The following is a 26405-nucleotide window of genomic DNA, read 5'->3' on the forward strand; positions in this document are numbered from 1 at the left end:
CTATATGTATAAAAACCCGTAACCAAATGGCTACGGGTTTCCAAAGGATGGAGATTACAAGACAGGTTCCATCGTTTTCATGAGTACGTTCGCAGAATGTTGCATTTTCTCATGCTCTTCTTGTGACAACTCAATCTCAACGACTTCACGAACGCCTTGACGGTTGATGATTGCTGGTACACCGATATGGATATCGTGCAATCCATACTCACCATCAAGATGGGCACCGACTGTCAACAACGTGTTCTCGTTACGAAGGACAGCCTTGACCAACCGAAGGAGACCGAGTCCAATCGCATAGTACGTCGCACCTTTACGTTCAATGATATGATATGCTGCGTCACGAACGTTGACATAGATGTCTTCAAGGTCTTCCCAGCTGTACTCATCATGCTCTTCAAGTAGTTGCTCGACCGATTTTCCATATATACGAGCGTTGCTCCAGGCAGCAAACTCCGTATCACCATGCTCACCCATAATGTAGGCGTGACAGTTACGCGGGTCGACGTTGAAATAGTCTCCGAGCATGTAACGCAAGCGAGACGTATCAAGCACTGTTCCTGAACCGAAGACACGATGTTTCGGAAGACCAGAATATTTCCATGCGAGATGTGTCATGATGTCGACCGGGTTTGAAGCAATAATGATAATTCCGTCAAAACCAGAGTCCATGATGTCTGAAATCATAGATTTCATAATCTTCGCATTTTTTTCAACGAGATCAAGACGTGTTTCACCTGGACGCTGTGGTGCGCCAGCAGTGATGACCACGATATCAGCGACGCCACAATCCGAATAGTCCCCTGCCCAGACGCGCATCGGTGATGAAGCGAATGAAACCCCATGGTTCAAGTCCATCGCTTCTCCTTCTGCCTTGGCTTTATTGATATCGATGATGACAAGTTCTTCACATAGACTAGCTGTCGTCAACTGGTAAGCGAAACTCGCACCTACTGCCCCAGCCCCTACAAGTGCGACTCGTGTTACTTTAGCATGATTTAATGTTTCCATAATGATTCTCCACCCTTCAAACAATCTGTTTCATGTTTTTGTTATCTCTGTTACAAATAGATTGTAACATCATTCACAAACTCAAACTACAGCGGAAACCGTTTTCACTTTGGCGATATTGTGACAATATTCACATTCGTTTGGAACACCTTCATTTTCTGTACTACCCTCATCCAAACACAAAAAAACAAATCAACGTCGCTCCACATACTGAAAGAAAATTTACCGCATCATTTCCGAGAAAACGCCATCCCGACACGTAACTCGTCGGCACGTCGTGATGTATTTTTTGCTCCGTCAATTTTCCGCAGACTGTACAACGAAACGTTCGTTGGAATGTCGCGCCGAGAAGCGTGTCAATGATGCTACCAGTTAATCCAATCACCCATAATAAAAGGAGATGCGTGACCTTTAAGTCGATGAACACAAGAGAGGATACGACAATCAACAGTGCACCGAACATCGACATGACGGTACCGAACGTCGAGACGGCGCCACTCGTTCCCGGTTCGACTCGCTTAAAGGTAAACATGAACCGAGGTTTCAGTTTCGATAGGACACCGAATTCAGATCCCCACGTATCGCTCGTCGCCGCCGCGATGGAAACGACATACATATAGAGGTAGACCGGGTCATTCGTCAATTGATAACCGAGTGCACATAAAATCCCTATCCCACCGTTAGCTAACACTTGCATGGCATCGCGAGCCCCCGTCTTCTCGACGATCTCATCGACCCCTTTTTTATCGTGAGAGCGATATTTCGAAGCGAGAGAAGAAGTCGAAAAAAACACGCCAAGCAAGTATAGACCGAACCACCCGAACGAGAATCCGATCACCGTACCGGTCACGACTGTCAACAGCGCCCCAGAGCGAGTCAACGACCGTAACCGATAACCGAGATAGGCGACGAAACATGTTACAGCGAATATGGCGAACACTGAATCATCTCCTTTTCTGTTACGATCCATTGAACAGGTAGGTCGTGCGGTTCAGTTGGTACATGATCGACAAGCTGAACGGTATATGCCAAAGCAAGTGTTCTACCTTTATAGGTTTTTAAATAGCGATCATAATAGCCCCCACCCCAACCGATACGATAACCGGTTCGATCGAAAACACGCCCCGGAACAAGACAAAGGTCGATCACTTGCGTCGTCGCTGGAGTGGTCGGCTCTAAAATATTCATGACTCCCTCTTCCAAATCATCAAATGAATGAATGATGTGAAACGTAAGTCCCCGCTCCGTTACTTTCGGGACGCAGACCGTTTTTCCTTCTTTAAAGGCCATATGAATAATCGGGGACGTATCAATTTCTAGCGGGAGTGACAACGTTAGCGCGATTGTTTGACTTTCAATCCATAAGTCCGAGGCAAATAATGATTGGTGAATGACTTCGTCCGCATGATGTCGATCCGCCATTTGTTTGATGTATTGATGAATCGTGCGCCGCAGCGCTGTTTTCTCTTCCACAACGTATTCCTCCTTACAAAAAAAGCCGCCACATATGTGACGGCCGGTCCCTCATTACTTCACTTCGCGGTAAAGCGTGTGACGACGGAGACGTGGGTTGTATTTGCGCAACTCGAGGCGCTCAGGGTTGTTACGTTTGTTTTTCTTCGTGATGTACGTGCGATCGCCTGTTTCTGTGCAAGCTAATGTAATTTTAACGCGCATTTCTTTCACTCCCATCTTAATGATGTTGTATCAAGTGCTTTTGCTTTACAGTCTAAGCATACTCAATTATCCTACCAAGTTTCTTATGAAAAAGCAAGGTTATTTCACGTTCTTTTTCATTGATTCCTGTCCATATGGAGAAGTCTCTATAGGTAGGCATGTGTTGACGTTCTCGCTCACCTTATACCATTGTTTTAGGTCGTGAATCGAGATCTCTTCCCCGACATATACGCGTTCTGATGCAGGAAACACGCTGTTTTCGATTCGATGGATTGCATCGAATAAACCACCGTGACCATGCGGATTGCGAGTCGCTTCAAAGGACAACATAGTTGAGTATAACGGAAGCGCAAGGGATTGCGCAAGTTCTCTTGCAGCAGGAATCGTCATCCAATCGAAGTGGTGAACCACTTTGAAGGAAACACGTTTCGAAAGTTCATGAACCAGTTTTACATAGGCGATATTTTGTGTTGCCACCTGGTTCATGACATGCTCTAAAAATGGACTAGTTGGACGAACACGATACACATGTATGTTTCCTTGTCGCTCATACTCAGGCAACTCGTCATGATATGGCGTTAATACATAGACGACTTCGCCATCGTCCGCTCTCGCCTCGATTTCGTCGACGACCCGTCTTCCGAGTCCTCCAACGATATGACCGTGATATTCAGGCGTGAGCACCAAAATGGCTGGTTTTTCTTCTTCCCGCTCGGTTGTCACATAGTAATCGTGAGGAGATAGGAACGAATCAATATCGATGTCTTCATCCTGAAGAAATGGATATGCAGCGTAATGATCATGTAGCAACTGTTCGGATACTCCATCCTGATAGAGTGCCGTTTCCAGTTCTGCAAAGAGTCGTGTGTGTTCACGGAACCGTTCGGCGGCATACTGTGCCGTCGTTTGCCCATCCAAGATGAACGCCCAGTCACTCGACACAGCCAATACGTAATGACGGATTAATTGTTTCAAGGCGCGATTCGTCGCTTCCGATTGATTACGATAGTCCGCCACGTCTTTTACGAGTTGCATCTCCATCATGTGCAAATGACGAAGCATCCACTCATTTCTTTCGTTAATCCAAACTTCACCATAACCTTTACGTCCCCATGTATTCATCGACACGTGGACCGTCTGTAAATCTTTAAAGTGACGTTCAAGGAAGAGCGCTGGCGTGATGGTTTCAATTCCAAATTCAGCAAGTCTCTCTGCTACTTTCCCAAGAAACTCTGGCCCCTCAAACCACCAGTGACCGAACAACTCCGCATCGAACGGAGCCGTGACTAAAAATGGTGGGAATGTCTGAGCACCGTGCGCTTCAAGATGTGATTCTAACGTTTTGGCAAAATCGGTCGCATGGTTTTCAATTTGATGTTCCGCCCATTCGCGCACGTAGAAATCCTTTTGATCCGTATCACCTGTAATCCGGTGCATTTTTAAACCCGTATCAAAACGAATTCCTTCCGGATGCATGAAGGACTGGATATAGTCCCAGTCCCGATCGTATGCCAAATCGCGGTAAAACTCACGATAATCCGGATGGCCTGGATATCCGATCATCGAACTCCAAATTTTACCTGAGATGATTTGATCCCGAGGGAATAACGCGATGCCATGTGGTGAATAAACAGGGGCTCCAATTCCTTTCTCTGGCGTCGGATCTGCGTCGAGAAGAGCATGTTCATCGACAAAGGTGTAGCGAATTCCTTCTTCATAAAGAATCCGATCAACTCCTGGTGTATAAGCACACTCTGGTAACCAGATGCCTGTTGGACGGAACCCATAATGACGTTCGAAACAGTTCAAACCTGTACGAATCTCAGCGCGCGCCGCCTGTTCCGTGAAGAGATGTGGATTAAATCCATGGGTTGCCGTACATGTCACCATGTCAATATAACCTGCCTCACGATATGTACGGAACGCCTCATTCAAATTTTTATTCCAATGAAGGAACGTATTTTTTAAATCGTGGTATCGTTGACGATAAAAATGTAACGTCGCTGTTTCTTCGTCTGTTCGGTCCTCAGACAATTCGAGGGCAATCAATTCGAGCATATCGTCTAAGTGTTCTACATAGCGATCCTGAATGAGAGGATCGGCAAGCATTTCAACGACAGGTGGGGAAATACTAACCGTCCAATGCAAGGGACGCTTCAAGCGATCGACTTGCCATAGAATCGGAAGATATGTCTCAGAGATGGCCTCGTAAACCCATCTTTCTTCTAAACGGTGTTTCTCTTCATGCCTAACGTACGGTAAATGAGCATGAAGGACGAGTGAAAAGTACCCAGGTTTCATAATAAAAAGTCCTCCTTAACGCACGAGTCGGTATGCTGCATATTTAGGTAACGTATCAAGTAGTTCTGGAGAATCAACTTCCCCGTATTGCCAACGTCGGACCGGTTCTGCGAATCGTCCGACTCCTACTGGTTCTGCCCGCGGCGTATCAAGCGGATTTGATGCGACAATTGGGAGAAACTCCCCTTCCATCGTCCGAATCCCAAATTCAAACACATATGTCGTATTCGGGTCGAGAGGGCGAACGAACCAGCTGTTCGTCATTTCAGGAAGATCGAATGTATAGGAGCGGTTTGCGTGACCGCTATTGTAATCAAGTAACGTAACATCAAGGATGCGAAACGCCTTCGGCAATTCTTCCCAGCGTCGCATAAATTGAAGCGCTAACGTTTCTTTCACGAGATCAGATACTTCCCAGCATACATACACTGCGTTTGGAGACTGTACGACCGCATGCATAAAGTCCACGTTGTACCGATCGGGTAGCTTCCAGTATCCTTCCGGACCCTTTTCAAGAAGTGGAGAAGTCGACACGTTGGCCGTCTCTTTCGCTGATGCCACTTGTTTGCGTGAGGTCGTCACCGACGTCTTTGCTTTCTTCGTTTCACGCTTTTTTTTCACAGGGGCAACCGCCTCCACTTCCTGTTGCTGATTTCTCCATTTACGCCATGCGTATTGGACTTTGCCAATCGGGACGTCTAATTCTGCCGCAATCTGTTTTAACGTAAGACCTTGTTGTTTCAAGGATACGATTTTCTCTTCCATCTCTATATGGCTCCCTTCATGTAAAATCCATGTAGACTATTATTCGCTCCTTGAGTTTGTATTCCTGCCCAAAAAAATAAAGAACAACAGCACTGTTGTTCTTTACCACTAATCTTATTGATTCAAATCATAATGTTTCCCTTTTTCGAGGAAAATTAAATGTTCTCCGAAGTTCGTCACATGATCGCCCATCCGTTCGAGGTATCGAGCAATGTTCGAGAATTCGTATACATCGTTCGTCCCAACCGTCATGGCCGGAAGAGAACCGATATATTGTTTAATCACCGTTAGATTGATGTCATCAATCACGCGGTCCATCTCATTGAGTTCACGAACACGGCTCACTTCACCTTTGCGATAGGCACGTGTCGCCAGTTCAAGCATGTCAATCAACTGCTCAGCCATCTTCTTGAGCGGTTGAATGTCGAGAACATAGGGAACGTGCTCGATTCGTGTCACCGCTTTTGCGATATTTGTCGCATAGTCCGCAATACGCTCTAGGTCTGTCGCTGATTTCATCGTCACAATCAGACGTCGCAAGTCAGTCGCGACTGGCTGCTGTTTTGCAATCAACAGGATCGCTTCATCGTTGATTGTCAACTCCAACTCATCTAACTCGTTGTCGTTATCAATCACGGTTTTAGCCAATTCGAGATCATGTTTTTCCAACACTTCGATTGCCGTCGCCGTTTGGCGCATCGTCAAGTTTGCCAATCGTACAACTTTATCTTCTAATTCAGTCAATTTCGTATCAAAAAATGTGCGGTTTTGTGCCATCAATCCAGTCTCCTCCTTAACCGAAACGGCCAGAAATATAGTCTTCCGTCCGTTTGTCAGATGGATTCGAGAAAATCTTATCTGTAACATCGAACTCGACAACTTCTCCATTTAAGAAGAATGCTGTTTTATCCGAAACACGGGCAGCTTGTTGCATGTTATGTGTCACGATGATGATTGAATACTGTTCTTTCAACTCTTGTACCAATTCTTCCACTTTTAGTGTAGAGATCGGGTCAAGGGCAGACGTCGGTTCGTCCATTAAGATGACATCCGGCTCGATCGCTAACGTACGCGCGATACAGAGACGTTGTTGTTGTCCACCTGAGAGACCGTAAGCATTCTCATTCAATCGATCTTTTACTTCATCCCAGATTGCCGCACCACGTAATGAACGCTCGACAATTTCATCGAGTACTTTTTTATTTTTGATTCCGTGCGTCCGCGGTCCATATGCTACATTGTCATAGACCGATTTTGGGAATGGGTTCGGTTGTTGGAATACCATCCCGACCGAGGTACGCAAATCTTCCACCTTGTATCCGCGATCGAAGATGTTACGACCATGGTATAAAATTTCACCGTTCGTCCGAACCGATGGCACGAGTTCGACCATCCGATTTAACGTCTTGATGAACGTTGATTTTCCGCACCCAGATGGTCCGATGATCGCCGTGACTTCATTCTTTTTAATATCGAGGTTGACGTCAATCAAAGCCTGGTCTTCTCCGTACCACAAGTTCAAATTGTTGACGACATAGGCGCTATCTTTTTTCATCTCAGTCGTTGTCGGTTCTGTCGTAGTTGTGTTCACGTTTTGATCTCCTTTGTTGAGCTCTTGTTGTTTCATCATCTCGAGCTTCCTCCTCATTCATCTGCAAAAAAGACTTAGTGTCGATTTGTATATTTGTTTCGAATATAGATTGCAACCGAGTTCATCGCGATGAGCATCGTCATAAGTACGATGATCCCTGCTGCCGCTAAGTTTTGGAACTCTGGTTGTGGTCGGCTCGTCCAGTTGTAAATCTGAATCGGGAGGGCCGTGAAGTCAGAGAAAATGTTACTCGGTGTTGTTGAAATGAATGTTGCCGCTCCGACCATGATGAGTGGAGCCGTTTCACCAATCGCACGGGAAACCGCTAGGATAATTCCCGTGATAATTCCTGGTAACGCCGAAGGTAACACGACGTTAAATGTTGTCTGCCACTTAGATGCCCCGAGTGCTAGCGAAGCGTGTCGTAATTCCATTTTGACTGCTCGTAGCGCTTCCTGTGAGGCCACGATGACAATCGGCAAACTCATAAGACCGAGCGTCAAGGCGCCAGCCATAACCGAGTTCCCTAATTCCATGACTCGAACGAAAATCGTCAATCCAAGTAATCCGAATACGATTGACGGAACGCCTGCCAAGTTCGAAATGTTGACTTCAATAAACGAAGTCATGCGATTTTTCGGAGCGTATTCTTCCAAGTAAATTGCCGCTCCAACACCGATGACAAACACCATCGGTACGATCAAGAGCATGAGCCATAACGATCCAATCAACGCAGGATATAATCCAGCCTGTTCAGGACGGCGCGACGGGAAGTTGCGCAAGAAATCAAGGTCGACCCATCCTGCGCCCTTTGACACGATGTCATAAATCAACGTCGATAAGACAACGAGCGCAAAGACAAGTCCCGCCAAAAAGATGTACTTAAATATTTCATTCAATTGTAAACGTCGTTTAATTCGTTGAGACACGGTCTCACGATTCATCAAGTTCTTCGTATTCTTGAACTCACTGTTCGGTAAAGCCATATTAGTACTCCTCTCTGAAGCGGCGCGTCACCCAGTTTGCGAATAGGTTCATCAATAAGGTAAAGACGAACAACAACGCACCGACCGCATAGATACTGTAATATTCGATTGTGCCGTAACCTGCATCACCTTTAGCGATTTGAACGATATACGCTGTCATCGTCTGAATCGCATTGAGCGGGTTGAACTCGAAATTCGGCTGTGAACCACCAGCAATGGTTACAATCATCGTCTCCCCAATCGCACGGCTCATTCCGAGAACGATAGAGGCGATGATTCCAGACGTCGCAGCAGGCATGACAACTTTCGTTGCAACCTCAAGACGTGTCGCACCTAAACCGAGTGCACCGTCCCGAATTTTCTTCGGAACAGCACTCATTGCATCCTCAGAAATCGAGGCAATCATCGGAATAATCATAATCCCGACGACAATCCCTGGGCTTAGTGCATTGTAAATTTGAAGTCCTGGGATGAGTGCTTGCAGAATCGGTGTAATGAATGACAAGGCGAAGAAACCGAATACGATCGTCGGCACACCGGCCAACACTTCTAGAATTGGTTTCAACACACGTCGTGCCCGTTCAGAGGCGTATTCACTTAAATAAATCGCAGACGCCAAACCGAGTGGGACGGCTACAATCATCGCAATCACAGTAATTTGGAGTGTTCCCATGACAAGTGCCCATACCCCGAAGCGCTGATCTGCACTAAGCGGGTACCATTCTGTCGATCCTAAAAATTCTGCGACAGGGACTCGTTCAAAGAACTTGAATAGCTCAAAGCCTAGTGTGAACGCAATACCAATGGTCGTGACGACCGATACGAATGCGCTCAAGAATAATAAGAACGGCATGATTTTATCAAACACGTTCGTCGTACTATATTTCTTTTGTTTATTTTGTTGAATCATCTCTCGAATCGAAAGCTTATTGTTCGGTTCATTCATCTCGTGTATCGCTCCCTACCTCTTCATACTAGAAAGCATGGCGAGAAGGCGAGACCGTGTCTCACCTTCTGCCACCTATCATCTTATTCTCCAGCGATTTCGTCGATCATCTTCATGTTTTCGTCGTAACGCGCTTGTTCCATACCGACATATCCCACTTCTTCAGAGAGCGCACCTGCGTTTTCGTTCATGAAGCGTGCGAATTCTGCAACTTGCTCTTTGTCTTTCAATGAAGCGTTGTTGACGTACGTGTAGATTTCACGTGAGAGTGGATAAGAAAGGTCATTGATTGTTTCTGGAGTTGGCTCTACACCCTCGACTGCCATGGCACGAAGCGTGTCTTTGTTTTCGATGTAGTATGCATATCCGAAGAATCCGATTGCACCTTCCGTTCCAGATACACCCGTGACGAGGACGTTGTCATCCTCTGACAATTGTGCGTCTTCACGAATGTCCGTATCGTCAAGGACGGCTTCATTGAAGAAGTCAAATGTACCTGAGTCTTTACCTGGTGCGAAGAATGAAATCTCCTCATCTGGCCAGTCTGAACGAACGTCTTTCCATGTCTTGATGCTTGTGTCCGTCCACATCTTATTCAATTCTTCAATCGTGATATCTTGTGCCCAATCGTTCGCTGGGTTAACAACAAGCGAAAGTCCATCAAGTGCAACCGAGAGTTGCGTGAATTCCACACCGTTTTTCTCAGCTTCGGCTGCTTCTTCTTCTTTGATTTCACGTGATGCGTTCGAGAAGTCTGTCTCTCCCGTCACGAAACGTTTGAAGCCACCACCCGTACCAGAGACACCGACTGTCACTTCAACTTCTGGTTGTTCAGCTGAAAATTCTTCTGCGACTGCTTCCATGATTGGGAATACAGTTGATGATCCGTCCATGACGACTTTTCCTGAGAGCGCATCGCCGCCTTCAGCAGCGCCACCTTCTTCATTGTTCCCACAAGCAGCACCTACGAGTGCGACTGAAGTGATTGAAGCGAGTAAAGCTGATTTTTTCATCCAAGACATTTGTGACGTCCTCCTTGAGTTTGCTTTGATTTTTGTTGTGGATTTGTTGTTCTGTCCTACAATTAATATCCTAATGAACTTCTATTAACGAGAAATAAACGGAACGTAAAAGAATTGTAAAGACAAAAAAAGAAGTCACCGAAGTGACTTCTTTTACTGAAGCATTGCATTGACATCTTCTAGATTAAAGTAAGCTTTCATGATATCGTGCGCGACACGCGTATTGATTCCTTCCGCCTCAAGTCCAGGCATGATGATCGCCCAAGCGATTTCCGGATCATCGAACGGTGCCCAACCGACATGGTTTGAGTTCAATGTCTTAATCGGTTCTCCGTTCGCATTTCGTTTCGCCTGACCGTCTGGGCCTTCTGCAATCGCTTGAGCAGTTCCGGTTTTACCTGCAGCCGTCATACCGGTTTCCTGTAGAATGCGAGACGAACCGGAAGAAGATTCAACCCCTTGACGATATCCTTCACGGACCCGTTGGATGTATTCATCCTGGATATCGACTTTATTCAACGCATTCGGTTGGAACGTGCTCACGACTTGCTTGTTGTTCTCATCAAGCGAACCCGGCTCAATGATTTCTTTCAGCAAGTGTGGTTGTACACGATAGCCACCGTTCGCCAATGCTGACGTATATTGCGCCAATTGAATCGGAGTATAAGAAATATACTGTCCAATCGACATATCCATCAGAAGTGTGACACGGTCCGGGATACTCCGGAATCCGGTCGACTCGAACGGCAAGTCAATTCCTGTCTCGATTCCGAGACCGAATTGTTTATAGTAGTGTTCCATCGTTTCAAACGCCTGCGTGACATTTTCCCCGACAATTTGACCTGTCGAGTAATAATCAGCCAGACGCAAAGCAATTTGGAACATATAGATATTCGATGACATCGCGAGTGCATCTAAGTCGTTGATGCTCCCCATATTCCGGTAGGAAGCTTTCACTGACGAACCAATCCGAATCGGAGCATCATAAATATACTCTCCCGGTTTCACGACGCCTTCTTCGAATCCATAGGCGACCGTCGCCCCTTTGATGGTTGATCCGATTTGGCTGGCACGAAGCACCGTACCGGTCGACACATCTTTGAATTCGTTCGTTTCCAAATCGAGTTCTTGTCCAGATAAGGCGAGCAATTCACCCGTTTGCGGATTCATGACGACCGCAAACGCTCGGTCGAAATGAGGACTTCCAGAGCGTCCTGCGCGAATCGCCTTTTTCAAGATTTCATCGACTTCTTTTTGGAACTCGATGTCGGTCGATAAGACGATATCTTTCCCTGGATTCCCACTCACTCGTGTCGGTTCACCGACCGGTTCCCCTTTGTACGTGGTGAACACATCATAGGCCGGCGTTCCCCGAAGGACGTTTTCATACTGTTGTTCCAAGTAGGAGGTACCAACCCGGTCGTTCAACCCGTAACCCTTCGCCTGATAAGATGCACGTTGTTCCGCCGGAATTTGACGATAACTTCCTAGGAAACTCTTGAACGTCTCATCATAAGGATAATCCCGTTGATAGTAAGGTTCGACACTCACTCCAGGCAACTGCTCTAAGTTCTCTTCGATGACCGCCATCTCTTTCGGGCTTGCACCGATTTTGATGACCTGTGGGTCGAGTGCATAGCCACTCTCCATATTGTGTTTAATGGCGATGATTTCTTCTGTCGCATCATCAAACGTGATCTCTTCTTCGGTGATTGAATCAAGTAAAAGCCGGTCCACGTCTTGGTTAGACAATGCGGCTCGCTCCTCTTCCGATAATTCTTCCAATAACGCTTGAGTCCGTTCTTGCGCCAATTCCGGATTCGTTGCAATCCAATAATCCTTTCGGTCTCGCTCCGTCATTTTACGGTCTTGTTTCGGAATGTCGACGATTTCCGCCAATTTTTTCGCGACGTCTAAACGTTCATCCGTCTTTGTCACTTGAGAGCGGCGATACATGACCGAGTAGTTTGAAATCGTATCCGCCAGCACTTGACCGTTCCGGTCGTAGATTTTACCTCGCGGCACTTCATATTTGATTTTACTCGACTCCGTTTTCTGTACTTCCCGAGCAATCCGTTCCCCATTCACGATTTGTACGACACCCAATCGAAAAATGAGGGTCGCAAATAGAATGAAGACGATGAAAAATAGTAAATTTAAGCGTAACGGTAAGTGGTTTCGCCGTTTTTTCGGCACTTTTACCCGATTTTTTGCCAAGTCCGTTTACTCCCTCCACGTTCATTTCCTTCTATATTATAGAGGACAGGAATCCCTGTCGTTTTGTCCGATTTTCACTATATCATAATTTGTTTACAAATTAATGAAAACCATAAAAAAACCCGAGATTCATATCAGAACCTCGGGTAAGACAAACTTATTTTGCGTCAGCGTACAATGTCGCCACATAATCCCAATCGATGACATGGAAGAATGCGTTGATATAGTCAGGACGACGGTTTTGGTAGTTCAAGTAGTAAGCATGCTCCCACACATCAAGACCGAGGATCGGTGTAACACCTTCCATGATTGGTGAGTCTTGGTTTGGAGTAGACGTGACTTCGAGTTTACCATTTTTCACAACGAGCCAAGCCCAGCCTGAACCGAAGCGAGTTGTTGCAGCTTTCGTGAATTCGTCTTTAAACCCATCGAAGCTACCGAACGACTCATCGATTGCAGCAGCGAGGTCGCCAGACGGAGTACCGTTCTCATTTTTCTTCAAGAGCTTCCAGAAGAACGAGTGGTTCCAATGACCGCCACCGTTGTTGCGGACAGCTGTTTGAATGTCAGCAGGAAGCGAATCGATTTTTTGAAGCAAGTCTTCGAGTGAAGAGTACTCCACATCTTTTCCTTCGAGTGCATTGTTTACGTTCGTGACGTAAGTGTTGTGGTGTTTCGTGTGGTGGATTTCCATCGTGCGTGCATCAATGTGTGGTTCGAGTGCATCATATGCGTAATCAAGTTGTGGTAATTCAAATTTAGCCATTACTAAAATCCCCCTTAAAAGTGTTTTGAACAACGTTCGTCTTAAATGTAACAGATATGTGACGGTCGACTCAATTGTAATGCTTTATTCAACATCTTCTTCTGGCAATGCCCAAACTGAAATCGACCCCGCCGACACTTTAAATACCCCAAATCCTTCTTCATCAATCTCAATTCGATCATTCAATGTATTCGTTAAATCGACCCATGTTTCACCGGCACGTTCTTCCCCGACAAACATTCTCTTTTGAGATTCATCAGAAGTTGAAATGAGGACGGCACATCCGGAACGTTCGATTTCCTCCACACCTTTTCGTACCCACCCGATGACGTTTGCATCATCAAAGTAATCATCCTGCTCCCCGTACGCTTTCTCTCGGCGTGCATACAGAAGCGTATCAATGGCGAGCTTCATCCCATCAGTCGGGTGAGGACCGTCTATACCGTAGTAATCGCCATAGAAGACACATGGATAACCATCTTTACGAAGTAAGACAAGACCATAGGCGATTTGCTTGAACCAATCTTTCACCCATGACTCAAGCGCCTCCTCGGGTTGTGAATCGTGATTATCTACGAACGTCACGGAATGAAGCGGGTGTGACTGAACGAGCGTATCATCAAAAATGGTTCGCATGTCAAACGCGGCCCCTTCCTCTGAGGCTTGATGTAATTTGTAATGGAGTGGGACATCGAATAAATCGACATGGTAATCGATGTTATCGAGAAATTCACGACAGGCATCAAGGTCAGATTTCCAAAACTCGCCGACAAAATAGAATTGGTCACCTTTCTCTTCCCGCATCGTCTGACTGAACTCTTTTACAAAGTCATAGTTGATGTGTTTAATGGCGTCAAGACGGAATCCATCACATTTCGTCTCTTCGATGAACCATTTCCCCCAATTCAACACTTCTTCGCGCACATCGGGATGGTGGTAGTCGATGTTCGCAAACATTAAATAGTCATAGACACCGAATTCATCATCGACGTTATCGTTCCATCTTTTGTTTTCTCCAACGATAAAGAAAATACCGGAACGATCAGTCGCCGCATCATAATCCGTTCCGTTAAAATGTGTGAAGTCCCATTTAAATGAAGAATATTTCCCATCACGAGCTTCATAATCAAATTTTGTCCACCCTTCGATTTCAAACGCTTCATCCGAGAGGACTTTCGTACGGTCGTCGGGATCGACTTCTAACACTTCAAACTTCTCGGTCGCATCCGCCCCGGCTTTATGATTCATGACGACATCCATATAAATCTGCATCCCAAGTTCTTGTTGACAATAGGTCGTTGCTTCAAGTAGTTCTTTTTTCGTTCCATATTTTGTGGCAATGGACCCTTTTTGATCGAACTCGCCCAAATCATATAAGTCATAGATTCCATAACCGGTATCTTGATCACTTTGCCCTTTTGTGACAGGTGGTAGCCATAGCGCAGTGATTCCTGCTTTATTTAAGTCGGCTGCTCTCTCTTTTAGTCGCTTCCAATGCTTTTGATCTGCCTCGACATGCCATTCAAAAAATTGCATCATGGTGTGGTTTCGTTCCATTTTGTCCGCCTCATTTCATATTTTTCAAAAAACAAAATGCTAACGAGTATTTACCCAGCAATTTTAAATTGAAAACAAAAAGCGACGTTCACAATGTGACGTCGCTTACGAATGGACCCTGTAGGACTTGAACCTACGACCGGACGGTTATGAGCCGTCTGCTCTAACCAGCTGAGCTAAGGGTCCTTATAAATAGCGGCGGAGGGAGTCGAACCCACGACCTCACGGGTATGAACCGTACGCTCTAGCCAGCTGAGCTACACCGCCATGTTGTTATACAGTAATAATATACTGAATATGTCCTAGAGTGTCAAGGAGTATTCCTTGCCAAATAAGAAAAGCACCCCAAATTTCATTTGGAGTGCTCCTGATTTATACGGTTACTTCGTTTGCATCTTCGAGTGTGATTTCCGTGATGTTCATGGCATGGTCACCGATTCGCTCCAAGTTCGAGAGCATATCAACAAAGAACATACCTGCTTGCCCATCACAAGCACCTGTGTTCAAACGAACGACGTGGTTCTTACGGAATTGACGCTCGAGCATGTCGAGTTTCGCTTCCATTTCAATGACTTTACGTGCTTCAACCATGTCGCCGCTCGCCAACGTCTGAAGAGATTTCTCTAACGTTGCACGTGTGAGGTCGTACATTTCAGTCAATTCTTTTTGTGCATCTGCCGAAAGTGTCACTTTCGTAGCTGTCTTATAATCAATCAACTCAATGATGTTCTCAACGTGATCACCGATTCGCTCGATATCGTTGATGGCATGCATGAGCGTTTTGTGCTCCTGTGACTCTTGTTCCGTCAAATCAACGGCAGCCAACTTCACGAGGTAATCTGTAATCTTCGCATTCAACGAGTTCAATGCCTCTTCGATATGTGCCGACTTTTCAGCGTGCTTCTTGTCGCCAGTCGTCAAATAGTTGCGTGCTTCATCAAGACCAAGTTTTGCGAAATCTCCCATACGGATGACTTCATATTTCGCTTGCTCGACTGCAATCGAAGGCGACTGTTGAATGAAGATCGGATCTAAATGTTGTGCTTTCGTATCAACGATTGAGTCTTCACCTGGGACCAATTTCGTCACAATCCAAGCAATCGTTCCGATGAACCAGAACTGGATCAATGTGTTGACGACGTTAAACGTACCGTGTGCGAATGCAATTTGCATCTTATCTTCGATTGCTAAGAGATCTGTGATCCAATAGATATAGTTTGTGAACGGAACTAACAAGATCATAAAGATTGTCGTACCAATCAAGTTAAAGATGACGTGTGCCGCTGCTGCACGACGTGCGGCAACTGATGCACCAATCGATGCCAAAATCGCCGTGATCGTTGTTCCGATGTTATCACCGAACAATACCGGTAAAGCAGCACCTAAATCGATGGAACCACCAGCATATAGTTCTTGCAAGATTCCGATCGTCGCAGACGATGATTGAACAATCACGGTAAATACTGTACCAACGATGACACCGAGGAACGGATTGTCACTCATTGATTGCGTCAAGTCGATGAAATATTCGCTTGAACGAAGTGGTTTCATCCCACTTCCCATCAATTCAAGTCCATAGAACAACATCCCGAAGCCAAAGAAGATTTGACCGAGGTGTTGTAATTTTTCTTTTTTAAAGAAGAACAACAATACTGCACCGATTGCAATGATTGGAAGCGCATATGCACCAACATCGAATCCGATGATGAACGCCGTCACCGTCGTACCGATGTTCGCCCCCATGATGACCCCGATTGCTTGACGGAGTGTCATGAACCCGGCGCTAACAAGTCCGACCGTAATGACGGTTGTACCTGAAGATGATTGAATCAATACTGTCACAATAATCCCGGCGAGTACACCGAGGAATGGATTCGTTGTATACTTATCAAGGATGTCGCGCAGGCGATTCCCTGCAGACTTTTGGAGTCCGTCTCCCATCGATTTGATCCCGAAGAGGAAGATCCCTAGACCTCCAAAAAACATGAATAACATTTCTTGCAAATTGTATTCCACGATTTTTGTACTCCTTTTAATTAAGAATTGGTTGGATTTGCTTGGTTTTTAATGCCCTACTCATTATGCCTTCATCGGCAGTATCATGTAAACACGTTTAATGTAAAAGTTTTATTAAAACACTGTACCATTATTTTAGATTATCGGCTTACTGTAATATAACAGATTGGAGTTTTTAGTATGCTCTCTACCATTTTGACTTTTCTTCAAACGAGCCTAGTCCCATCGAAACGCGCACTTCGACTTCGTCTAGCTCCGCTCCATGCCTACATGGGCGCCACATTCATCTTAACTCTCGTCATTACCATACTAGACTTTTTCGTGATTCGTCCTGACTTTTTCATCCCGATGTGGCTATTCTTGCACGGCTTCGCCATCTTCTTCTTCTATTTGATTTGGGTTGCACTCATGGCATTGTATGTCCAACTGTTTACGAAAATCTATTCAAAGAACAAATGGGCTTATCGTCAAGCCTGGCCATATGCTGTGGCGATGACACTCATCCCAACCTTGTTATTGGTCATCTTCTATCATTTGAATCCCGATTTCCTGACCCTCGGCTTTATAATCGGTCTCGGCTATATCAGTTTTCCGCTAACAAAAGTACCACAACCAAAACAACGTCGGGCCTCTTGAGCCCGACGTTATTTTATGTTGGTGACAGTTCCTTTAGCGTCTGATTCAATGCTTCACTTTGGTCTCCAAGATTCGTTCCCGCGTCTTGAAGGGCAAGCTGAACATCTGACCAGCGATCGACACCTGTATTCAATTCAATCAATTTTCGTTCAAGCAATGAACTGATTTCGCGCAATTGTTCATTCGATTCCATTAAATGAACCAGCTGCTGGCCCGTACTCGATGTATGGACCGTAATCGCTTGAAATTCGTCAAGCTGTACTTTTATCTCACGATCGATGGTTTCAATTCCTGACTCGACACGACTAACGGCATCTTTTAAATGGTGAACTTCTTTAATGAAGTCATTAACTTCAGATAGCAGGTCCGTTCGTTCTGTGTTTAATGCTTCGATGGCACTGACCGCTAAAAGCGTCGATTCGTTTGTCATCTTCGCCAAATTCCCAACTTCACTGGCAACGACAGCAAATCCTTTGCCGTGCTCTCCTGCTCGTGCCGCTTCAATCGATGCGTTTAACGATAACATCTTTGTTGCCGCCGATACGGATAAGATACTTTTCAGCGCAACATCTGCCTTCGAAGAATTCGTCTCACTCTCAAGAAGTCGTCTTTGAATCGACTCCACTTGTTTCTCGACGTAATCACTCACGTCTCTTACAGAAGAGAACGTCTCAAGTTCTTCATGTAAAATAGACTTCAATTGATTCCCTCGCTCGTCCACACTCGTGATTTGCTGTTCAAGCGCTTCGATTTGTCGCGTCACATCTTTCATTTTAGATGTAGAGCCGTTTGTCACCGATTGATATGAATAGCTCGTCGATTCAACCGTAGCCGCCACTTCCCGAAACTGCTCCACCTGTTCGTGACTGTTACGTAATTCTTGTTTAAAGACAGGTAAGCTTTGATTGAACGCCGTTGCCGTTTTTCCCATCATGGACATCGATTGATTCCAAAGCGTGATGAACGCGTTGAACTCTGTTTCTAACATATGAATCTCTTTTGACTTCGATCCAAGTGTGACATCATCGAATCGGCGTGATGCCACGGCACTTCGTAACGAATCAGCCAACACACTGAGTGGTTTCACTTCACGGTGAATCAACCGTGTGAAGAGGACCATCACGCCAACCATCGCAATCAATACGATGAAGGCGATATGTTGGCGTAGCGAACTCATCGGACCCAAAACTGATTCTTTCGTAACGACAAGGACGTAATCCGCTTTTAGTTCAGGTATCGGGACAGAAGCCACTAATAACGTTTCAGTTTCTTTCACTTCCGCTTCAGAACTGTTCGACAACTTGCCGATCAATTTCTCTGTCGCTATGCTTTCCTTCCCAGTCAGCTGTTCAATTGCTTGATCACGCACTAAAAATTGTGCCGCATCAAACTCATCCCCCGATAAGATTGAAGCCTGTTGCATATAGGCTGACTTCAGCGAGCGTGCCAACTGTTTCTCATTCGCAACGTAGGCACTATATGACGTTTTAATCGATTCTCGCATGACAGTGACTTCTCGCATGAGCCGTTGCTCGATTTCTGATGCCAAGAGTTGCTCAGATTTGATTGCGAACCACCCGAATGTGAGCACGAAGACGAGTAAGACAATTGGCATGAGCGTCCACTGGAGTCGGTTGGCCAATTTAGGATACTGACGTGCCTCGTGCAACGGTCTCTTCCACTTGACTGGATTTTGTTTAAAGTTCCACTTCACAGATGCCACCTCTTTTTCTAATCTCGCCTATATATCGGTCTTGAGACGGTGGAAAATTATGAAGTAGATGTTAAGATAGCGTTAGAGTTTGTAAAGAGCACACATCCGTCACGCATCCTAGATGCTTTTTCACATTCTTTTCGTTATGATAATGAAGAAACCCTATCATCTTAAATCGATTGGATTCTTTCCAAAAGAAGGAGATTACGTATATGTCAGAAATTTTGCATCGTTCATTAACACGTCCGGTCCGCGTCGGTAACTTGATTATCGGAGGATCGAACGAAGTCATTATTCAATCTATGACCACTACGAAAACGCATGACGTCGAGGCGACAGTCGCCGAGATCAAACGTCTTGAGGAAGCTGGTTGCCAAGTCGTTCGCGTGGCTTGTCCAGACGAACGTGCAGCTGACGCACTTGCAGAAATTAAGAGCCGCATCAACATCCCGCTCGTCGTCGACATTCATTTCGACTACAAGCTTGCTTTAAAAGCCATCGAAAGTGGCGTCGATAAAATCCGGATCAACCCGGGTAACATCGGCCGCCGTGAGAAAGTAGAGGCCGTCGTCAACGCGGCGAAAGCAAAAGGGATTCCAATTCGAATCGGGGTCAATGCCGGTTCATTAGAAAAACAATTCCTTGAAAAGTATGGATATCCGACCGCGCAAGGTATGGTCGAGAGCGCGATGCACCACGTGAAGATTCTCGAGGACCTCGGCTTCTACAACACGATCATCTCGCTCAAAGCTTCAGACGTAAACCTTGCTCTTGAAGCATACACACTCGCTGCGAAGACGTTCGATTACCCACTTCACGTCGGAATCACAGAGTCAGGTCCACTCTTCTCCGGTTCACTCAAATCGGCTGCTGGACTCGGTGCGATTCTGTCTCTTGGAATCGGTTCAACGGTTCGAGTTTCACTTTCAGATGACCCGGTGGAAGAAGTAAAAGTTGCGAAAGAAGTGCTCAAGTCATTCGGACTTGCGGCAAATGCCGCGACTTTGATCTCTTGTCCGACATGTGGACGAATTGAAATTGATTTGATTTCGATTGCAAAAGAGGTAGAAGAATACATCCAAAACATCAACGTCAACATTAAAGTCGCTGTTCTCGGATGTGCGGTAAACGGACCAGGTGAGGCTCGTGAAGCAGACATCGGAATCGCAGGCGCACGTAACGAAGGACTTCTCTTCCGTCACGGAAAGATTATCCGCAAAGTGCCTGAGGCGACGATGGTCGAAGAATTGAAAAAAGAAATCGATGCGATTGCCGCTGAAAAAATGGCGGAACGTGAGCGCGAAGAACAAGAGCTCGCAAACCAATCAAATTAATGAATCTCATGCCCGTACGGTTGCAACCGTACGGGTTTTTGATAGAATAGAGGGCATGTGAGGAGGAGTGATGAGATGCGAATCGGCATTGATTTGGATGGAACCGTTACAGATCCTAAAAGTTGTTTTCTATATATGAATGAATCACTCGGCTATTCAATTGACTATCATCGTGCGACCGAGTACGAGTTACACACGTATACGACGATGGAACAACATGAATTTTGGAAGTTTATGATTGAAGAGGGGCATGAAGAAGCGATTTACCGTCGTTCTCTTCCGCACTCTGATGTGTTGGATGTGTTATGGGAATTAAAGCAGCAGCATCACCTGCACTACGTCACGGCCCGAAGTGAGGCAGTTCGACCGGTTACGGAAGAATGGATCAAACAGCATCGCTTGCCACTCGATTCGTTGGTCATGACCGGTTCTCACGATAAAATCAATGTCGTCAAAGACTTGTCACTCGAACTGTTTATGGAAGACCGGTATGAGAATGCCATCTCGATTCATGAAGAAACGTCAATTCCCGTACTCCTATTCGACGCACCCTATAATCGTAAGACGTTACCAGAGGGCGTAACTCGCATTTCGACATGGCGTGAGGCGCATTACCATGTCGCGCAATTGGAGAAACAAATCGTTCTACAGCAACGTTAAAAGGCAAGCCCGACGCAATCGGGCTTGCCTTTTACATTCGTCCGAGCTCTTCGATTAAATCGCTTGCGAGTACACTTGCGGGGTGTATCGTCTGGCTAATCGACTTGGCAGCGAGCGCATGCCATAGCACCGCTTGCTCGTTCGGTGACGAAGGTTTTTCTTTTCTAGCCCATAGCGCCAGAAGGATGCCAGTCAACACGTCCCCACTTCCACCTTTCGCTAACGCCGACGCTTCAACAGTATTGACGGCACCTGTTCCGTCAGGTGTGACGATGAGCGTATACGTGCCTTTCAAAATCAAATGGACCCGGTGTCGTTTCGCGAACTCACAAGCGATGGAGAAGCGGTCTGCCTCAATCTCTTCGACCGATTTACCGGTCAATCTTGAAAATTCACCTGGATGCGGTGTAAGCGTGAGCGGCCCCCGAGTTTCCAGTCGTTTCGTCGACAATGCCCCAGCATCCAAAATGACAGGACAGGGCTGCTGTTTCGCGTATTGCCAGATGAGATTCAAGGCCTCCCCTTCGACCATTCCGGGACCGATGGCCAGTGCATCGTACGATTGTTCCACCACATCGGTGTGTTGCTGATACATCGCTTCAGGTAATGTTGAGATGAGCGGGCTCGCTTCGCGTGGAATGGATAGACGCAATAAGCCAATGCCAGAACGAGTTGCAGCACGACCACCCAAGAATGGTGCACCGAGAAAATGACGACTCCCTCCGATGAGCATCCCATGTCCATATGTCGTCTTATGGCTGAATTGATCACGCCCCAAAAGAGATCGATCGAAATCAGTTTCGGTCAACACCTTCCAATCGGATGTATGCGGGAGTCCGATATCAACCCGTTCCACTTTGCCATAGAACGGAGCCGTCCGATTTAAGAATGTCGAACGCTTGAAACCGTGTAACGAATACGTATATGTCGCCCGAATCGCCATGTCATCAAAGTCACGAGTGTGATCACTCGGTATGCCTGACGGTACGTCAATCGAGATGACCGGCGTCGATTGATGATTCACCCATTCAATCACTTCCCGCGCGTGACCAGTCACGGGACCGGACAATCCGACACCGAACAGGGCATCAATGATGACATCTGTTTCAATCGGCCGCTCCACAAGGTGAATAAATGCGGAGGCGTAGGAAGCGTGTATTGCAGCCGCCTCAGACTTACTTTTCCCTAACGGTGACCATACGCTGACCTCATGCCCTCTCATAGCAAGCTCTCGAGCAACGACCCAACCGTCCCCACCGTTGTTGGCCGTCCCACAAATCACCAAAATGGTAGACTGCGAATCGATTCGAATGTGGGGCACAATCGCCGAGGCCGCTCGCTCCATCAACACCTCTTCGGGCATCCCATTTTGGATTGCTGTGCGATCAATCCGCTTGATTTCAGCAGCTGTATAGATCATCTGACCTCCCCCTTCGATACAAAAAAGGGATTGAATCAAATCAATCCCTTTTGCTTACATTCTTTACAATACCCATATATCTCAAATTTATGATCGACCACTTCAAATTCAGGGTCGAGCGCCTCTACGAAGCGCATCGGACATAAATCGAGCAGTTTCGTCTTTCCACAGCTCCGACAAATCAAATGGTGATGGTGATGCGCTGCACTACAGGTGACTCGAAAGGATTTCTCACCATCGAGTTCCGTCGCTTCAAGTAATCCTTCCTCCGCGAACGACTTCAAATTTCGATATACCGTGTCAAAACTCATCGTCGGATGTTTGTCTCGCATGTACTCGAGTACTTCCTTCGCACTGATATATCGGTCTTCTTCAGAGAGATAAGCATACATTTCAAGACGTTTCGGCGTCACTTTCAAAGAAGATGCACGCAGACGATTCAATCGTTCAGTCTCATTCATGTTGTACCTCCTTTTTCTTAAAACTCATGACTTTCTCGAGCGCCATGACGGCTGCTAAAATACCGACCGCAATCAATACGATGACACCGCCTGGAGCGACATCGAGATCATATGCAAGGACGAGCCCACCGATTGTCGCGACCTCTCCGAAGATGATGGACCAGAGAATGGTCTGTTTGAAGCTCGATGTAAAGCGTAGCGCCGCTGCGACGGGTAACGTAATCAAGCTAGATACGAGAAGCGTTCCGACAATTCGCATGCTAACGGCAATCACAAGCGCTACGATGAACATGAATAACATATGAAGCATCGTACTCGGTAATCCCGACACTTTTGCCTGCTCTTCATCAAACGATAAGAACAACAACTGCTTATAGAAGATAAAGATCACAAGAAACGTCAAGACGGCCACACTGACAATCAATGTGATGTCCGACTGACTCACGGCAGAGATCGACCCGAACAAGAGTGTGGACAAGTCGACCGAGAATCCTCGCGATAGCGAGATAAAGATGGCACTGAGTCCCATTCCTGCGGACATCATGATCGGAATGGATAGTTCCTGGAAGTGCACATATTTCCCTCGAAGCCAGTTGAGCCCTAACGCCGCCAATACAGAGATGAGCGTTCCCATATAAAGGGGATTGAGATCAGCGAATAGAGCGATATATTGTCCGAGAAATAAACTGAATGAAATTCCGGCAAGCGTCATGTGTGACAATGCATCGGCAATCAAGCTCATCCGTCTCACCACGATAAATGAACCGATGAGCGGTGCGGTAAACCCGATCACAAGTGCTGCAATGAACGCATAACGTAAAAAACTATATGTCCAAAGATCTGTGATCATGTCGTTCCCTCGTGAACAAGTACTTTAACAGGATAAGGTTTGATGGATGATGCGAGTTCTCCGAGCTCGCTGTATTCTCTCAGTCCACAATTACATGCCAATCGTCCGCGGTCGAGATGGACGACTTTTGTGACGAGGTCGGTCACCACGTTTAAATCGTGGGTGACGAGGACGAACGTACAAGTCGTATGTTCACGAAGCATATGCAAGACTTCATAAAAATCTTGTAAGTGCTTTTGGTCCACACCGACGGTCGGCTCATCGAGAATCAATAGATCAGGTTGGTTGACCATCGCTCGGGCGATAAAGACGCGCTGTTGTTGTCCTCCGGATAGATCTCCAATTTTCCGATGACGATACTGCCACATGTTGACTGTTTGTAACGCATTTTGAATCGCTGCCTGGTCTTCCATCTTCAAACGTTTGAATAAACCGAGACGTCCATATCTACCCATCGCGACTACTTCTTCGACGGTAACCGGGAATCCCGAGTTAAAGGAAGCCGCTTTTTGGGAAACGTAACTGATACGAGACTTATCTTTAAACTGCGAAATGGGCTTGCCGAACAATTCGACCGACCCTTGCTGTGGGTTCAGTAATCCAAGAATGGTTCGAATCAAAGTCGACTTCCCAGAACCGTTTTCTCCGACGATTGCGACAAAGTCCCCTTGCCGAATATCAATCGATACGTTTTGTAAGGCCGGTGTCCCATCATAGAAATAAGACACCTCGTTTAATTTGACGACAGATGTAGTCATCTAATCCCTTCTCTCATATGTTAAATCGTAATCATTTCTACTTTCTAGGCGTTTGTATTATACAGAATATCACGCACACCTTCAAGCAAGACCGGTTTCACTTAGTCAAATGTTAAAATTCACGTAAATCGTATGTTCGTTCAAAACCTTGTCGATTACACTAGTATTATGAAGGGGATGGTTTTATGGAAAAGAAACTGGCAGTTATTGATATCGGATCCAACTCGATTCGAAACGTCATCTTCGAAGTGAACGAGGAAGGACAATACTTCGAACGGTTAAATGTGAAAGAAGTCGCGCGATTGTCCAGCCATATTAGTGATGCGAATGAAATGACTGAAGAAGGAATCGCTTCACTCATCGATACGTTACGTCACTTTAAAGAGTTGAACGACCATCATCACGTTACCGATGTGCTCCCAGTAGCGACGGCAGCCATTCGAAACGCAAATAACTCAGATGAGATTTTGCAGAACGTCAAACAATCTACAGGGATGACCATCCGCCTGTTGAGCGATTACGAAGAAGCCTTTTACGGATATTCGGCCATCGTCAACTCCACCTATGTGGAAGATGGATATTCCGTCGATATTGGTGGGGGATCAATGGAAGTCACGTACTTTCAGAACCGAGAGCTCGTCTTTTATCACAGTTTTCCGTTCGGTGCCGTGACGTTAACGAAAGAATTTATGAAAGATGAGATGATGACGAAAGACGAGCGGAAAGCGTTGACCACATACTTAAAGAAGGCATTCAAAGAAATTGAATGGCTCGAACCACATGGTGTCCCACTTGTCGGTGTCGGTGGGACGGCTCGTAACTTAGTCCGGGTCGAACAGACCATATCGAACTTCCCGCTTGAAGGAATCCATCAGTATACGATTTCTGCTGAACAGTTGGAGGACGTCATAGATGAGCTCGTCGGAATGTCGAGCAAACAACTCGGACGTTTGGATGGGCTGTCAAAAGACCGGGTCGACATCATCGCGCCTGCCGTGACAGCAATCGGCGAACTCGCTAAATATTTGAAAGTACCTGAGTTCACGATGAGTAACAATGGACTCCGTGAAGGTCTCTTCTATGAAAACTATTTACATGAGCATGATAAAGTTCGTTTTGCCGATGTGAAAGAAGAAAGTTTTCGTCATTTTGAAAAACAATACGACGTGAATCCGACTCGTCATCAACATCTTATCCGATTGGCTAGACAGTTATATACCGGATTAATTGAAGTGAAAGCGATTAAACCGAAACCATTTGAGCCTGGTCTTCTTGAAGGTGCCTGCCGCCTTGCCTATGTCGGTGAATATATCGATCACAACAATAAGAGTGACCACACGTTCCATCTGATCACCACAAACGATTTCAAAGGACTAAACAACGAGGATCGACTCGCCCTTGCCCTAGTCACATCCTTCAAATCAAAACGAGTACTGGAACAACATATCGAGGCTTTCCCGAAATGGTTTGATCAAAAGTTATTAAAGAGTTTGGAGTTGCTCGGATCGATTGTGAAACTCGTCGATGCCCTCGACTTGACGGAGCGTCAGATCGTGACGGACATCCATGTTGCTAGTACAAAGGACGGTCTCACACTTACGCTAGATACGAATGGTTCCGCACGTTTTGAGTTGCAGCGAAGCACTCGCCATAAAAAGCATTTAGAACGCGCAATTGCTCAATCGATTGAGATTGTCTTGAGCGAGGAGGAGTAACC

The 26405-nt window shown here is 46.0% G+C and carries 24 protein-coding genes and 2 tRNA genes; 4 read left to right on the forward strand and 22 right to left on the reverse strand.

Features of this window, described 5'->3' with window-relative positions:
- Positions 1-54: 54 nt before the first annotated feature.
- The 17 genes from KNO68_RS05670 to KNO68_RS05750 form a co-directional block, all read right to left on the reverse strand.
- Entirely contained in the window at positions 55-1011 is a 957-nt protein-coding gene (locus KNO68_RS05670; RefSeq protein ID WP_012726605.1) for an L-lactate dehydrogenase, read from the reverse strand.
- Between the two features lie 169 nt (positions 1012-1180).
- Positions 1181-1951: a DUF92 domain-containing protein gene (locus KNO68_RS05675; RefSeq protein ID WP_214812937.1), complete on the reverse strand. Its 771-nt coding sequence runs from the start codon at positions 1949-1951 to the stop codon at positions 1181-1183.
- Positions 1930-2484, reverse strand: a complete 555-nt coding sequence (locus KNO68_RS05680; RefSeq protein WP_214812938.1) for a 5-formyltetrahydrofolate cyclo-ligase — start codon at positions 2482-2484, stop codon at positions 1930-1932. Before KNO68_RS05680 ends, KNO68_RS05675 begins: the two co-directional genes overlap by 22 nt.
- A 54-nt stretch (positions 2485-2538) precedes the next feature.
- Positions 2539-2703, reverse strand: a complete 165-nt coding sequence (rpmG, locus tag KNO68_RS05685; protein ID WP_255313299.1) for a 50S ribosomal protein L33 — start codon at positions 2701-2703, stop codon at positions 2539-2541.
- Positions 2704-2787: 84 nt separating this feature from the next.
- On the reverse strand, positions 2788-4989 hold the full coding sequence (locus KNO68_RS05690) for a 1,4-alpha-glucan branching protein domain-containing protein (protein ID WP_214812940.1): 2202 nt from the start codon (positions 4987-4989) through the stop codon (positions 2788-2790).
- Positions 4990-5004: 15 nt separating this feature from the next.
- The gene (locus KNO68_RS05695) at positions 5005-5754 is read right to left on the reverse strand and encodes a DUF4912 domain-containing protein (RefSeq protein ID WP_214812943.1); all 750 of its coding nucleotides are present in this window, start codon (positions 5752-5754) and stop codon (positions 5005-5007) included.
- Between the two features lie 114 nt (positions 5755-5868).
- Positions 5869-6531 (reverse strand): phosphate signaling complex protein PhoU, encoded by a 663-nt coding sequence (phoU, locus tag KNO68_RS05700; RefSeq protein WP_012726611.1) that lies wholly within the window; start codon positions 6529-6531, stop codon positions 5869-5871.
- A 16-nt stretch (positions 6532-6547) separates the two neighbouring features.
- The gene (pstB, locus tag KNO68_RS05705) at positions 6548-7309 is read right to left on the reverse strand and encodes a phosphate ABC transporter ATP-binding protein PstB (protein ID WP_224862754.1); all 762 of its coding nucleotides are present in this window, start codon (positions 7307-7309) and stop codon (positions 6548-6550) included.
- Positions 7310-7419: 110 nt separating this feature from the next.
- Positions 7420-8331, reverse strand: a complete 912-nt coding sequence (gene pstA, locus KNO68_RS05710) for a phosphate ABC transporter permease PstA (RefSeq protein ID WP_214812957.1) — start codon at positions 8329-8331, stop codon at positions 7420-7422.
- Position 8332: 1 nt separating this feature from the next.
- Positions 8333-9277: a phosphate ABC transporter permease subunit PstC gene (pstC, locus tag KNO68_RS05715; protein WP_012726614.1), complete on the reverse strand. Its 945-nt coding sequence runs from the start codon at positions 9275-9277 to the stop codon at positions 8333-8335.
- Positions 9278-9360: 83 nt separating this feature from the next.
- Positions 9361-10299: a PstS family phosphate ABC transporter substrate-binding protein gene (locus KNO68_RS05720; RefSeq protein ID WP_214735207.1), complete on the reverse strand. Its 939-nt coding sequence runs from the start codon at positions 10297-10299 to the stop codon at positions 9361-9363.
- A gap of 153 nt (positions 10300-10452) precedes the next feature.
- Complete coding sequence (locus tag KNO68_RS05725) at positions 10453-12516, reverse strand: peptidoglycan D,D-transpeptidase FtsI family protein (protein ID WP_214735208.1); 2064 nt, start codon at positions 12514-12516, stop codon at positions 10453-10455.
- A gap of 157 nt (positions 12517-12673) precedes the next feature.
- The gene (locus tag KNO68_RS05730) at positions 12674-13282 is read right to left on the reverse strand and encodes a superoxide dismutase (RefSeq protein WP_012726617.1); all 609 of its coding nucleotides are present in this window, start codon (positions 13280-13282) and stop codon (positions 12674-12676) included.
- Between the two features lie 84 nt (positions 13283-13366).
- Positions 13367-14839, reverse strand: coding sequence for an alpha-amylase (locus tag KNO68_RS05735; RefSeq protein WP_078147132.1), 1473 nt, complete (start codon positions 14837-14839; stop codon positions 13367-13369).
- A gap of 112 nt (positions 14840-14951) precedes the next feature.
- Positions 14952-15025, reverse strand: a tRNA-Ile gene (locus KNO68_RS05740).
- Positions 15026-15032: 7 nt separating this feature from the next.
- Positions 15033-15106: transfer RNA gene (locus tag KNO68_RS05745), tRNA-Met, on the reverse strand.
- Positions 15107-15211: 105 nt separating this feature from the next.
- Positions 15212-16855: a Na/Pi cotransporter family protein gene (locus KNO68_RS05750; protein ID WP_078147133.1), complete on the reverse strand. Its 1644-nt coding sequence runs from the start codon at positions 16853-16855 to the stop codon at positions 15212-15214.
- 180 nt (positions 16856-17035) lie between these two features.
- On the opposite strand from KNO68_RS05750, the gene KNO68_RS05755 reads away from it, so the two are divergent.
- The gene (locus KNO68_RS05755; RefSeq protein WP_078147134.1) at positions 17036-17491 is read left to right on the forward strand and encodes a hypothetical protein; all 456 of its coding nucleotides are present in this window, start codon (positions 17036-17038) and stop codon (positions 17489-17491) included.
- 13 nt (positions 17492-17504) lie between these two features.
- Here KNO68_RS05755 and KNO68_RS05760 read toward each other — a convergent pair whose 3' ends face one another.
- Positions 17505-19205: a methyl-accepting chemotaxis protein gene (locus KNO68_RS05760; protein WP_215112203.1), complete on the reverse strand. Its 1701-nt coding sequence runs from the start codon at positions 19203-19205 to the stop codon at positions 17505-17507.
- 212 nt (positions 19206-19417) lie between these two features.
- On the opposite strand from KNO68_RS05760, the gene ispG reads away from it, so the two are divergent.
- Positions 19418-20539: a flavodoxin-dependent (E)-4-hydroxy-3-methylbut-2-enyl-diphosphate synthase gene (gene ispG, locus KNO68_RS05765; protein ID WP_012726622.1), complete on the forward strand. Its 1122-nt coding sequence runs from the start codon at positions 19418-19420 to the stop codon at positions 20537-20539.
- Between the two features lie 75 nt (positions 20540-20614).
- Positions 20615-21199 (forward strand): hypothetical protein, encoded by a 585-nt coding sequence (locus KNO68_RS05770; protein ID WP_078147136.1) that lies wholly within the window; start codon positions 20615-20617, stop codon positions 21197-21199.
- Between the two features lie 31 nt (positions 21200-21230).
- Here the strand turns inward: KNO68_RS05770 and KNO68_RS05775 are convergent, their stop codons facing one another.
- From KNO68_RS05775 to KNO68_RS05790, 4 genes are read right to left on the reverse strand one after another with little or no spacing between them, the layout of a single operon-like run.
- On the reverse strand, positions 21231-22619 hold the full coding sequence (locus KNO68_RS05775) for an NAD(P)H-hydrate dehydratase (protein ID WP_215112204.1): 1389 nt from the start codon (positions 22617-22619) through the stop codon (positions 21231-21233).
- Between the two features lie 35 nt (positions 22620-22654).
- On the reverse strand, positions 22655-23080 hold the full coding sequence (locus KNO68_RS05780; RefSeq protein ID WP_078147138.1) for a Fur family transcriptional regulator: 426 nt from the start codon (positions 23078-23080) through the stop codon (positions 22655-22657).
- Positions 23073-23930: a metal ABC transporter permease gene (locus KNO68_RS05785; RefSeq protein ID WP_078147139.1), complete on the reverse strand. Its 858-nt coding sequence runs from the start codon at positions 23928-23930 to the stop codon at positions 23073-23075. Before KNO68_RS05785 ends, KNO68_RS05780 begins: the two co-directional genes overlap by 8 nt.
- Positions 23927-24688 carry a metal ABC transporter ATP-binding protein gene (locus tag KNO68_RS05790; RefSeq protein WP_214737028.1) on the reverse strand — a complete coding sequence of 254 codons (762 nt, stop codon included), beginning with the start codon at positions 24686-24688 and terminating at the stop codon, positions 23927-23929. The genes KNO68_RS05785 and KNO68_RS05790 overlap by 4 nt, the downstream gene beginning before the upstream one ends.
- Positions 24689-24873: 185 nt before the next feature.
- Here KNO68_RS05790 and KNO68_RS05795 point away from each other — a divergent pair, with 185 nt between their 5' ends.
- Complete coding sequence (locus KNO68_RS05795; RefSeq protein WP_215112205.1) at positions 24874-26403, forward strand: Ppx/GppA family phosphatase; 1530 nt, start codon at positions 24874-24876, stop codon at positions 26401-26403.
- Positions 26404-26405 lie beyond the last annotated feature (2 nt).

The organism is Exiguobacterium sp. s75, from assembly GCF_018617145.1.
In the GTDB taxonomy this organism is placed as follows: Bacteria; Bacillota; Bacilli; order Exiguobacteriales; family Exiguobacteriaceae; genus Exiguobacterium; species Exiguobacterium profundum.

Coding starts and splice junctions, on each gene's coding strand:
- KNO68_RS05670 (WP_012726605.1), bottom strand. CDS start 1,011: ATGGAAACATTAAATCATGCTAAAGTAACACGAGTCGCACTTGTAGGG.
- rpmG (WP_255313299.1), bottom strand. CDS start 2,703: ATGGGAGTGAAAGAAATGCGCGTTAAAATTACATTAGCTTGCACAGAA.
- KNO68_RS05690 (WP_214812940.1), bottom strand. CDS start 4,989: ATGAAACCTGGGTACTTTTCACTCGTCCTTCATGCTCATTTACCGTAC.
- KNO68_RS05695 (WP_214812943.1), bottom strand. CDS start 5,754: ATGGAAGAGAAAATCGTATCCTTGAAACAACAAGGTCTTACGTTAAAA.
- phoU (WP_012726611.1), bottom strand. CDS start 6,531: ATGGCACAAAACCGCACATTTTTTGATACGAAATTGACTGAATTAGAA.
- pstB (WP_224862754.1), bottom strand. CDS start 7,309: ATGAAAAAAGATAGCGCCTATGTCGTCAACAATTTGAACTTGTGGTAC.
- pstA (WP_214812957.1), bottom strand. CDS start 8,331: ATGGCTTTACCGAACAGTGAGTTCAAGAATACGAAGAACTTGATGAAT.
- pstC (WP_012726614.1), bottom strand. CDS start 9,277: ATGAATGAACCGAACAATAAGCTTTCGATTCGAGAGATGATTCAACAA.
- KNO68_RS05720 (WP_214735207.1), bottom strand. CDS start 10,299: ATGTCTTGGATGAAAAAATCAGCTTTACTCGCTTCAATCACTTCAGTC.
- KNO68_RS05730 (WP_012726617.1), bottom strand. CDS start 13,282: ATGGCTAAATTTGAATTACCACAACTTGATTACGCATATGATGCACTC.
- KNO68_RS05735 (WP_078147132.1), bottom strand. CDS start 14,839: ATGGAACGAAACCACACCATGATGCAATTTTTTGAATGGCATGTCGAG.
- KNO68_RS05755 (WP_078147134.1), top strand. CDS start 17,036: ATGCTCTCTACCATTTTGACTTTTCTTCAAACGAGCCTAGTCCCATCG.
- ispG (WP_012726622.1), top strand. CDS start 19,418: ATGTCAGAAATTTTGCATCGTTCATTAACACGTCCGGTCCGCGTCGGT.
- KNO68_RS05770 (WP_078147136.1), top strand. CDS start 20,615: ATGCGAATCGGCATTGATTTGGATGGAACCGTTACAGATCCTAAAAGT.
- KNO68_RS05775 (WP_215112204.1), bottom strand. CDS start 22,619: ATGATCTATACAGCTGCTGAAATCAAGCGGATTGATCGCACAGCAATC.
- KNO68_RS05780 (WP_078147138.1), bottom strand. CDS start 23,080: ATGAATGAGACTGAACGATTGAATCGTCTGCGTGCATCTTCTTTGAAA.
- KNO68_RS05785 (WP_078147139.1), bottom strand. CDS start 23,930: ATGATCACAGATCTTTGGACATATAGTTTTTTACGTTATGCGTTCATT.
- KNO68_RS05790 (WP_214737028.1), bottom strand. CDS start 24,688: ATGACTACATCTGTCGTCAAATTAAACGAGGTGTCTTATTTCTATGAT.
- KNO68_RS05795 (WP_215112205.1), top strand. CDS start 24,874: ATGGAAAAGAAACTGGCAGTTATTGATATCGGATCCAACTCGATTCGA.